General features: G+C 46.9%; 7 protein-coding genes. 3 read left to right on the forward strand and 4 right to left on the reverse strand.

The features are described 5' to 3' along the window. Positions 1-156: 156 nt before the first annotated feature. The 4 genes from QUA25_RS27870 to QUA25_RS29610 form a co-directional block, all read right to left on the reverse strand. Positions 157-1,812, reverse strand: a complete 1,656-nt coding sequence (locus QUA25_RS27870) for an RNA-binding domain-containing protein (RefSeq protein ID WP_333042857.1) — start codon at positions 1,810-1,812, stop codon at positions 157-159. A gap of 82 nt (positions 1,813-1,894) precedes the next feature. Beyond that, on the reverse strand, positions 1,895-5,800 hold the full coding sequence (locus QUA25_RS27875; protein WP_333042859.1) for a plasmid replication protein, CyRepA1 family: 3,906 nt from the start codon (positions 5,798-5,800) through the stop codon (positions 1,895-1,897). Between the two features lie 691 nt (positions 5,801-6,491). Further along, positions 6,492-8,276: a helix-turn-helix domain-containing protein gene (locus QUA25_RS27880; protein ID WP_445304897.1), complete on the reverse strand. Its 1,785-nt coding sequence runs from the start codon at positions 8,274-8,276 to the stop codon at positions 6,492-6,494. After that, positions 8,246-8,347 (reverse strand): helix-turn-helix domain-containing protein, encoded by a 102-nt coding sequence (locus tag QUA25_RS29610; RefSeq protein WP_445242232.1) that lies wholly within the window; start codon positions 8,345-8,347, stop codon positions 8,246-8,248. Before QUA25_RS29610 ends, QUA25_RS27880 begins: the two co-directional genes overlap by 31 nt. Positions 8,348-8,603: 256 nt before the next feature. On the opposite strand from QUA25_RS29610, the gene QUA25_RS27885 reads away from it, so the two are divergent. The 3 genes from QUA25_RS27885 to QUA25_RS27895 all read left to right on the forward strand — a co-directional run bounded on the left by QUA25_RS27885 (position 8,604) and on the right by QUA25_RS27895 (position 10,372). Then, positions 8,604-9,017, forward strand: coding sequence for a hypothetical protein (locus QUA25_RS27885; protein ID WP_333042861.1), 414 nt, complete (start codon positions 8,604-8,606; stop codon positions 9,015-9,017). Between the two features lie 328 nt (positions 9,018-9,345). Then, positions 9,346-9,765 carry a hypothetical protein gene (locus QUA25_RS27890; protein ID WP_333042862.1) on the forward strand — a complete coding sequence of 140 codons (420 nt, stop codon included), beginning with the start codon at positions 9,346-9,348 and terminating at the stop codon, positions 9,763-9,765. A 58-nt stretch (positions 9,766-9,823) separates the two neighbouring features. Next, complete coding sequence (locus QUA25_RS27895; protein WP_333042863.1) at positions 9,824-10,372, forward strand: hypothetical protein; 549 nt, start codon at positions 9,824-9,826, stop codon at positions 10,370-10,372. Positions 10,373-10,438: the final 66 nt, after the last annotated feature.

Below are 10,438 nucleotides of genomic sequence, written 5' to 3' on the forward strand. Positions count from 1 at the left end.
TTTTTGAGCAACAGCTTGCCTAAGATTCAAAGGTAGCTACTTTTAGCTGCGCTCATTTTTTAGTCTAAACTACAGTTTTGATTAAACTCATGTCATAGTAAGGCGCGGCGCGTGTTTAAAAGGCGCGGCGCGTGTTTAAAAGGCGCATCGCGTGTTTTATAGCGAGAAAACAACATAATATGACGCGCGGCCTTGACCCTCTAATTTCAACTGGTTGGCATCAGTCAACTTCCGCAGCAGGCGACTAGCTTGGTCTTCGCTGATACGACAAAGTTCCACAGCTTCTTTTCTGGTAATTCTGCCGTGAGTCCTTACATATTGAAGCACCATTTGCTCTTGCTGAATGGGTTCAAAGCCAGCTTGCCGAACGTAATCAGCGGATTGTCCCAGTTCTCGGTAAACTAAGGGGCTAAGGGTGTAGGTGCGTCCTTTTTTGACACCACGCGCTTCTACCAAACCAGCTTCAACTAATCGTTCTAACACGCTGCGGGCGATCGCTTCATCTCGCTGAATGGCACGGGCGAGAGTAGCCGTGTCTAACCGCCTCTCTTGTCGCAATTGTCCTAAAGCGATTAAAGAGTCAACGGGGAGTGGGCTTTGACGGCGATTTTCCTCTTCAATCACTACGCGCAACAGTCCTAAGTCGGCTTCCCCCCCTGGCAGTCTGACGGCAACTGAATGAGAGTTTGTGCTTCGATAATCAGGGGCGGATCTTCCGTAGCGCAATAACCCCTGATAGATTAAATCTACACCGCGTCCAGTTCGTTCGGCGAGTCCGATGCGTTTAATGGCATCGGCTAGAAAGGGGTTTCTCGGTCGGGGTTCTACGACTAGCAGGTTATCTAAGGTGACACCTTCAACAAAACCCCCTGGGTTGCTGATGGTAATTCCGTAATCTTCCCAGCGGATGTGAACGGCTCCCAATTTAGTGTAATCTCGGTGGATGAGGGCATTGACTGAGGCTTCGCGAAAGGCGCGGCGATCGTAGTTGGGAACGGGGACGCGAAATAAACCGATTTGCACTTCATCTTCTTCAACGCGCACCTCGAACTGTTCCATAACTCGCTCAAACAGTTTTAGCAAGGGGGTGCGGTAAAAATCATTGACTCGTACTTGGGTGCCTTCGAGGACTTGAAAGGCGACTTCGTGGGTGGGTAAGTGTTCGCGGAGGGCGCTTTCTCGTCCTAAAATCAGCAGTCCGGTGACGGTGGGAAAGCGAATTCCATCGGTAGAACGCACGAACCCTAAAGCGCCGTCGAGTTCTTCATCGGTTAAGGATAGCAGAGTGCGATCGCCCCCATATCGCTCTATTAATTGTCGCAGACGTTCGCGTTCCAGGGGGTCAAAGTCGGTGACAGACGATCCGGTGACGGGTAATGAGGAGTAATCGAGAACGCCTAAGTCTGACTGGCGAGTGGCAAATTCGTAGGGATAAAAGGGGACGCATTGGGGTGTTCCGTCTACTTGCAGGCGGCGGCGTTGCAGGAGTCCGTCAGAGGTGGCGACGATGCGGGGTGATTTGGGGACTTCTATGCAGGCAATGGTTTGACCTGCTTCTAGCAACGCTGTAACGCGCACGCTGACTGGGGGGTTGGTGCGGTTGCCAATCATGGCTGCTAGGGTGGATAGGTTTTGGTGTTGGGGGTGCAAACCTGTTATTTGACCGTCATCTTCAACGCCGAGGTAAATGGAGCCTCCGTCTGTATTGGCAAGGCAGACGACGGTTTCAATCAGGTCTTTGTCCGGTAGGCGAGTGCGATCGCTCTTAAACTCGACGGTGAGGGATTCTTGTTCGGGAATCGTGCGATTCATTCAAATATCATAGAATAGGGGCGACCTGACTGCATTCACAATCTTACGGCAAAATTGGGTCTAAAGCCCCGTCCTGAGAGTGTCAACCTGTCCCCCCTTCTGCAAGCTCTAAGCGGTGTGCGTAAGTGTTGACGAATTGCCCCGAAAACAGGGATTTCACCATTACCTGAGCCCCTGCAACAGCTCTAACGACATATTTCTGAACTTCACCGCAGAACCTCACCACCTCACCAACTTTCAGCTCAGACGGTGCCATTTGGGGTACTTTTGCCTCATAAGTGGGAATAGCGTGATTTTCGGGTTCTATCGCCTGATATGAAGCTGCAACTCCCATCCCTTCTGTTGTTAATGCTTCTGCGGGTGCAGCTTCCACTCCGAACACTTGAGTAGTGTGAGCCCATTCCTCATCCAGAGGCGACACAACCTCTGACATCCCTATATTATTATCCGACCCTGTGCCAGCAGTTTCCACTTCATTATTTTGTTGAGATAAACCAAGAGGCGGCACAACCTCTGATATCCCTATATTATTATCCGACCCTGTGCCAGCAGTTTCCACTTCATTATTTTGTTGAGGGAAATCCTGAGAAAACACATCCTTTGATATCTCTATATTATTATCCGACCCTGTGCTGGCCGAGACCACCTGATCATTCTGTTGAGGCAAATCCTGAGAAAACACACCCTCAGATATCCCCATATTATTATCCGACCCTGTGCCACTAGAAACCCCTTCTAAACACTCTCGTGCACCTTCCGCCGACACTGCCTCTTTATCCCGCTGCTGCCAAACCTCAAAAATCGCCTCCCTGCCATCCTGGGGAAACTCAAACTGGTAAACCCTAATGCGTTTGGGCCGACCTTTAGTATCTCGTTCCTCCGACCTTTCTTGGCGAAGCCGCCGCAAAGTAAAGCCCAGCTTACCCCTCAAAATATACTGCACCACCTCCATTGGCTTAGCCTTGGGATTGACGCTGATGCCCAAAAAGTCTTTCACATCAACAGAACATAGCTTAACCCGCTCAGCAAAAGCTATCACTTGCGCGTCAGTCCCTCGAAATTCTTTATCTGGGTTTAAGAACTCCATCACTCCCAATTTCTTAAGTGCTTCCACCCTTGCGGTAAATAAGCGCAAATCTTGGGGACAAACCTTACCTTTACCCCTTTCCTGATGTCCAGCCAAGTGATTTTTATCTCGCAATCTGACAAATTCAGGGTCATAAGTTAGATAATAATGCAGGCTAATTTTTGGCAACCAGCCATCATCATCTCTGAGTTTTAGTTCTGGCGTAATAGGCACTCCATAAGTATCCCACAGTTGATATTTACGCTGCTTCTCTAATTCTAGCTTCGTCTTAGCCCGCTTGTCCTTCAATTTCAGGTATTCAGACAGAGTAATGTTTTCAGCATTGGCAACCCCTAAAGCCTCAGCTACCTTATTCTCTTCCCTGATTACTTTGGCCTCATCACTAAGACAATTAGCTACATTTTCTAAATTTTCCAACTCCTCTTCTAATTTTTGCGCTTGCTCAGTTAGCTGTTCCAATAAATCCCAGTCTTGGCAATTGTGAGCCGCCAATTGTTGCAGTTGCAGAACTTTAATCTCCCGATGTAATTGAGTCTCTCGACACAATGTTATCTGATGCCCTTCAGCCTTCAATCCCTCCAAAATAGCCTCTCTGTAGTTCCACATTCCAACGTTGATTCTAGCTGCCATTAAAGCCCAAGTCCGCAAGTGAACCGGGTCGTGAGCCATATCTATGTCAAAATCCACACCGTGCAACAGTTTGATATTAGTTTTAATGACTTTCTGCTGAGATTTAATTATTGCTCGATAACTAGCGCTGCCATTGCCAATTTTGCCGAAACCTAATTGTTGAGTCCAAACAAACCAAGGCACATTTTCATCCCTTACACGGGCTAGAGCTTGCAAAGCGTCATTGACGGGTACCACCCCTTTAAAAATGCCAAAAACTGCTGTAAAGTAACCTCGGATATCGATGCTCACACCAGTGCCAATCGTGGGGCTGGCGATGATAATATCGTAGTTTTTGATCTGAGCATTGAGTTGCTCAATGCAGCCATAAGCGGGATGATTTGGATCTGCTACTGATTCGCTATCAATCCTAAAAATTCGATGATTTGGAAAGCGTCGTTGCAGTTGTGTTTCCAGGTTGCGACAAGACCATTTTCCGGTGACTTTTTGTGAATCTTCTACAACCATAATGCGCGGTCGGTGTAGCTCTACAGGGTGATATTTACTAGGGTTTATAGAGCTACGTTCAGTAGCGTTTATATGGCAATATTCAGCACGGCTTTCAATGTCACAACAAGTGACTTCTTGAGAGAGAATCTTCTCCATTTGAACATACAGTGATGCCGGGTTAGAAGTGGCAAAAAACGTCACATCTCGCCCTCGTTTGGGCTGCCACTCGTTAACAACAACCCAAGGCGAAATAGGAATGCCTGCTATGGCTATTAAGTAATCAATGCTGTAATCGGATAAATCTGCATCTTGGGCAACAACTAAGCCGCCACTTGTCAAGACATTGTGGATGAGTTCTTGCAAAGTTTGCAAGATGGTGACTCGGTTTTCGCGGCAAGTTGAACTGTTTAAGGCGTGCCAGATGACTTGTTCGCACTCATCGATGATGACGATCGCACCGAACCAATCTTCAGGATTGAATTTAGCTTGAGACAATGGGTGGAGGCTGTCTATGCACAAGCCGTATCCGAACAGTTGACCCTCGGCTGAGTCTCTGGTTTCGTCGATGTAGTTGATTCCTAAGCTGGCACAGATAGCCTTGCCCAGTTGAATCCTGTGGGTAATTATCAGCACGCGGCGATCGCCTGTGGAAAGGGATTGTGAGACTAAGTTAGTCAGGGCTTGGGTTTTACCGGTGCCTTTGGGGGCTTTGATGCAGGCTAACCCGGACTCTGGATAGGGGAGTTTTCCCAAATAGCGAGAATTTAGCTTTAAAGAGGCGGGATAGGTTAAAAGCCATGATTCCCTATCAAGCCAGAATTGGAAGCCTTGCGCTTCATTTTTGAGGGCGCTGAAGGCATCGGAGCCCTTCGATACCACGAAATCGTCAACGCCTTTTTCTGGCCCTGGCAGGTTGATGACTTTGACGGGGCATTTGGCGGCTGTGAACAGGCGGCCGAGTTTGCCAATTTCCCGGTTGACGTTTTGGATGGTTTGGCGTTTGCTGTCGCGGTCGAAGCAGATGTAGATTTCACGTTCCTCTGTGGCGAAGTGTTGGAGTTCGGGGATGAGGTAGGGGTCGCATTTTTCCCCTTGAGGGGTTTTGGTTCTGACACCGCCGGTGACACCGGGGAGGGCGATGGCGGCGTAGCCCAGTGTGAGTAGGCATCCGGCTTTTTTTGCGCCTTCGACGATGATGACGGGGATGTTGTTGTCCCACACCCATTGCCAGAACTGAGGCTGGTTCAGGGATGAGGTAGGGGTCGCAGAGGGGCTGCACGGGCTAGGGGCAGAGGAGAGATTTTCGTCTTCCCTCTCCCCGTCTCCCCGTCTCCCCGTCTCCCCATCTCCCAAATCCTCTGGGTCGATGGGGACACCGTAGCGTGCTGCGACTTTTGCCCAGATGTGGTCTGGGACTTGCAGGAAGAAGGCTCTGGTGGGGCTTTTGGGGGGGTGTTCGTATTTGACGGGTTTGATTTTGCCTTTGGGGTCAAAGGTATTTCGGGGCTGGTGGGGTTTGAAGCAGCCCCAATACATGGGTTGCCAGTTGTTGAGGGGGTCAAGGCCTGAGCACCACCAGCCACCAGCTTCGATGTGGCTGTAGTGTTTTCTGGCCCACCGCCATTGTGCGTCGGGGTGGACTCTGCCGGAGGCGGCGTTGATTTCGTAGAGGAGGTAGGTGTAGGGGGTGTCGCCTAAGAGGGTTTGGACGTTGAGGGCGATGAGGTCGGGGTCTGCGCCTGAAGCCAGCCATTCGGACAGGGGGGAGATGGGCGATGTCATTGGACACCCCCGGTGTTGGTCAAATGGAAAGGCAGCCAGAAGGGGTCAGGCGGGGTTGAGCTGGCTGTGAGTTGGGGTTGAGGCTGACTGAGCTTGGTAAATGCACCCAGTCTTTTTGTGCAGGGTTTCACGGGAGCTATTCCTTGGTAGGCGAATAACTCTTTGTCTCACCTTTTGCAAAAGGCTGTTGGTTGGCTGATCTAAACTTCTCTAGATCTTATAAGGCTTGTAATCAAAAGCTGAAACCAAGACAGGGCAAAGGTTTTGAAAAAACATTGTCCTGGGATGTGGATGATTTTGTCCTGGGATGTGGATGATTTTGTCCTGGGATGTGGATATTTTTGTAATCAAACTCAAACGCATACACAGCAAAGCTTTTAGGGCGATTTTTGAAACTTTTTTTTTGATTACACGACTCTCACCGACTTGATTACAAAAACGAGTCCTTCAGGGGGGCTAGTTAGGGCAAACGCATCTATAGCAGAAGTCAGGAGTTAGGATTGCAGGAGTCAGAATTCAGGAGTTAGGATTGCAGGACTCAGAATTCAGGAGTCAAAAATAAAATGCAATCACAGCAATGGTTTCAGCAATTAAGAATGCCCTGACCGCTTTGGCGGTTATAAATTTAGCCCCAGCTTCCTTCGAGGCTTGGGTAACTCCAAGATTGTCAGTAGTTCTCGCGCCGTGAACTTTAGTCTTGGATTTCCAATAGCTTGAGCAATTTAGCCTCTATTTCTGGGCTGATAGTCCGCTGTCCACGCTCTATCTGAGCAATCAGCGATTGTGAGACCCCCAACCAGCCAGCCAATTTTCTCTGGTTCCATCCCTTGTCTTCACGGGCTTTTCGCAGGTCAGCACTTGTTATTGGTATTGGCTTTGGCAAAGCAGGCTTTAATTGTTGAGGTTCAGCTTTGCTTGCTACCAAGACTGGGATGGGTTCTGGCTGAAGTATGAAGAGCTTGGCCGCCAGCCACTGATCCAGGTAGCCTTTTGGGTTCCTTTCTTTGTTTTCTGGCTGAAGTCTCTCTGGATAAGTTTCTGGGTCAAATTGAATTTGCCAGGCCAAAGTTATCAAGAGTTGTAAGGCATCATCCCAGTTCTGTTTTAAGTTGTAAGCTTTACGGCGATCGCTGCGGGCTGAGTCAATTTCTTGTTTGGGTAAAATCGCTTCTAGCAGGGTTAAGACTCGGTATTTACCACTGGTGTGAAATCGGCTTTCTATCGTGACATGAATTGCTAGTCTTAAGGCAAATTCGTTATGGTACGGATCAATTCTTAGCACCTGTTGGGAAAGATAGCCAAATTGATATAACGCTTCCCGCGACTTAGCTCCAGCTCGGTTCAAAAAATCTTGAGTCCACAATCCTGGTTGGACTGTTATGTATACTTCATAGGGGTTGTCTACCTTGCCTTCAAAATTTAACTGACCTTGGGGTTTGATGTAGACATTCCACATTCTCCCTACAGGAGCGCTAGCTATAATTTGCCCTTTCTTATTCATTCCTTCAATCCAAACAGCTTTGACCAATAGACAATCAAGAGCAAAGGCTGTTTTCGCAATCTCTAGCAGCTTTTCTGTTTGAGTTTTTTTGTGATTCTTATCCCACCCCATTTCCTTGACAATATCGCTAGCTTTTAGTGTAAATAGGCTTTGCCAAGGAGTCTCCTGTTTCATAGTATGGGCTGCAAAAATCATGTGCAGTTTGGCACTGGTGAACCCAAATTTATCAATAATTTGCTGGGCTTCATCCCAAGGGAGCAAGGTAATGTCACCAGGGCTGCTAATGTAATGCTCAATATAATTGCTAGAGTGGCCCTTGGCTTGATGTTGGAAAACAGCAATACTGCTGGCAGCCTCTCCCCATAAATCTGTCCGGATCTGGGCACGGAGACTGGAAGCCATCAAAGCGGCTGTTGGCAGGGCAACAGTCGCTTTATTATTGAATAATCGGGGTTCAGTTACTGGAACTGGGAGAGGCGCAAGTTCTAATATTTTTGCTAATTCATCTGCTAATAAGTTTTGTACATTTATTTGCTGTAATAATTCATCGGCTACATGATATCCACACGCATTAATTATCTGGGATTCTGTCCAGGATTCTGATTTTGAGAAGGAGGGGTCAGGAGAAAAAGCCAGCATTCCAGGCTGGAGGTCTGAATGGGTCTCTCCCTGATTCCAGATATCTAAGTGATTCATAATCCACTCAGCATTCTTTTCCCAGAAATCCGATGTGAAGAAATTTTCAAATTGTTTTTCTAGATGTGCTACTAATTTAGGGGTAATTTTTAAGTCCTCATAGGGAGACTTTTCTTGCCCAGTTTCCTGAAAAATTTTTGTTTTCAAAGCCAGATGCAATTGGGTAGCTACATTCACTAATATTGCATATTGAAGTTTACCTTCCCTGGCTAGCTTGAGAGCGTATTCTTGGATGCGCTCTGGGTCTTTTATAGGGACGATATGTTGTCGGGTTCCCACTTCAGCAACTCCCCTGGTTGTATTTGATAAGCTGTACATATTTTGTCTAACACCCGCTTTGATGGCAACACATCACGGTTGTGGTAAAGCCGATAACCCGCTGATTGGGTTATCCCCGCCTGTTTTCAAAACTGGTAGACGGTTAATCCTCTGCTGTCTATAAATTCCTTAAGAGTATTGATAATCACACGACAAACTACTTACTAGAACTAATGCAAACAGTTCAATCAATGCAATCAGTGCAATCAGCGATCGCTAATAATCAACAGGGAACACCTGCATCAGAACAATCCGAAACTGCTCGCAGTGGCAAAAGTGGTTTTAACAATGCCCCTAAGTGAGCGCGGAAAATGGGCGACTTTTCCACAACTAGGAGACACAATTGCAGGATATCAAATCAGCAGTGCATTTTGGCCTCGCAAGTCACCAGATCCCGGCTGTTCCTCGATGCACTTTGGAACTGACGTGGCAACTCTAATGTACACGCCTTTGTATGCAATTGGGCCAATCGGAGGCACTGTCAATGTTCGGTGTTGGGACAATGGACGCTGGAGATGGGTTGCTAGCTACTCAGATTGGAATGGGGTGTCAGTTTCGACTACGTGCATTTACCCGCAGGCGAGTGCAAGAGTGGCTTGCACAAAGTCGAGGCAATATTTGAGGGCAATTGGGATTTGTTCTGATGCCCAATCTTTGGCAATAGCTTTGAATGAACGGCATCGGCAAGATTATTTGAAGTGAGTGCACCGGGTAATAAAGATTCGGTTTTTCTGGCTGGTTGGCGAGCGTCGAGCCGATATAGCAATCCTAAATCAATTGCAAACACATTGGGGTTCACCAATCCTGATTAAGTTGGTATTAATTAAGATAAATTTTTGTGACTCATTTAGGATTGCTATAGATAGGCGGGATAGGTATATTGATCAGTTTTAGTTACAGGTACAGGTTCGTTGGAGTTAGCTTAAGCTCTAGCTTGAGCCACTTAAATCTAAAGTTTAATTAAATGTTAGCAACTAAACTTGGCAAGTCAATTAGACTAACTCTGTCAGTAGCGTATCGGAGCAGTTAAATGTCCCCTTGGGTGAAAAATGATCCAAATGCAGGCGGAGTTAAAATCCCTCCAGCCGTTCAACAACAGGTAAAGCAGCGTGTTCTCGATTATGCTGCAGCTAACTACGCTGGCAAGTACACTCGCCTAGACATCCGCTTTCGCAGTCAGTTCTGTTACATTGATGCCTATAAAGAACCTGATTGCCCCCCAGATTTCCCACCCAAAGACTTTCCCGTATCTCGCGAGGAATATTTAGAACGAATGCGAAATAGCCCTATTCACCTGTGTCGGCTGCGCTACTTTGGCGATGAAGAATCTTGGAGTCTGGGTTTTTACACCTATAGCAATGAAAAATATGAGCTTTGTATGTTCAAGAATGGCAGTTTCTACGGTACTCCTGAACAAGCCTTTGCCATTTCTGCCATGTATTTGCAGTAACCCATAATGACCCTCTCAGGTCTAAAGACTGTGAGTTTCCCACTTACCATGTATTTTTATGAGCGAATATCAATACTACGAGTTTCAAACCATCGATCGACCCTTGACTAAAGCTGAACAACAAGCGGTCAGCCTACTCTCTAGTCGCGTACAACTAAGTTCTACTCTGGCGATATTTACTTATAGCTATGGAGATTTTAGAGGCGATCCAAAAGAACTATTAGTCCAATACTTCGATGCCATGTTTTACATGGCTAATTGGGGAACATTACAACTAATGTTTCGTTTTCCCAAAGCTCTGATTGATGTTGAACGGATGCAGAAATATTGCGTTGAATATCAGATTGTTGTTTCTGAAATTAATAATTTTGTCATCTTAGAAATTTCTATTGACGACGACGAAGGTTTTGGGTGGATAGAGGGAGAAGGAAATCTATCCTCTTTGATAGGTTTGCGCCAGGAAATTTTGCAGGGAGATTATCGTTTACTTTATCTGGCTTGGCTGAAAGCGATTAGCTATCTTGATATTGATGAACTCAATGAAGAAGAGTTAGAGCCACCTGTTCCTCCTGAGTTGGGTAAGTTATCTTCATCGTTTGGAGTTTAGACTAAACGGTGCTTCACGCACCCAAGCCGCTCAATCATGTAAGACAGACAAATGAGCTGCGTTGAG

Origin of the sequence: Microcoleus sp. Pol17C6, assembly GCF_036701145.1 — a bacterium.
Classification (GTDB): domain Bacteria; phylum Cyanobacteriota; class Cyanobacteriia; order Cyanobacteriales; family Microcoleaceae; genus Microcoleus.

What these genes read in the sequence shown, in the direction of transcription:
- QUA25_RS27895 (WP_333042863.1), top strand. Translation starts at nt 9,824, where the DNA reads ATGAGCGAATATCAATACTACGAGTTTCAAACCATCGATCGACCCTTG.
- QUA25_RS27870 (WP_333042857.1), bottom strand. Translation starts at nt 1,812, where the DNA reads ATGAATCGCACGATTCCCGAACAAGAATCCCTCACCGTCGAGTTTAAG.
- QUA25_RS27890 (WP_333042862.1), top strand. Translation starts at nt 9,346, where the DNA reads ATGTCCCCTTGGGTGAAAAATGATCCAAATGCAGGCGGAGTTAAAATC.
- QUA25_RS27885 (WP_333042861.1), top strand. Translation starts at nt 8,604, where the DNA reads ATGCCCCTAAGTGAGCGCGGAAAATGGGCGACTTTTCCACAACTAGGA.
- QUA25_RS27875 (WP_333042859.1), bottom strand. Translation starts at nt 5,800, where the DNA reads ATGACATCGCCCATCTCCCCCCTGTCCGAATGGCTGGCTTCAGGCGCA.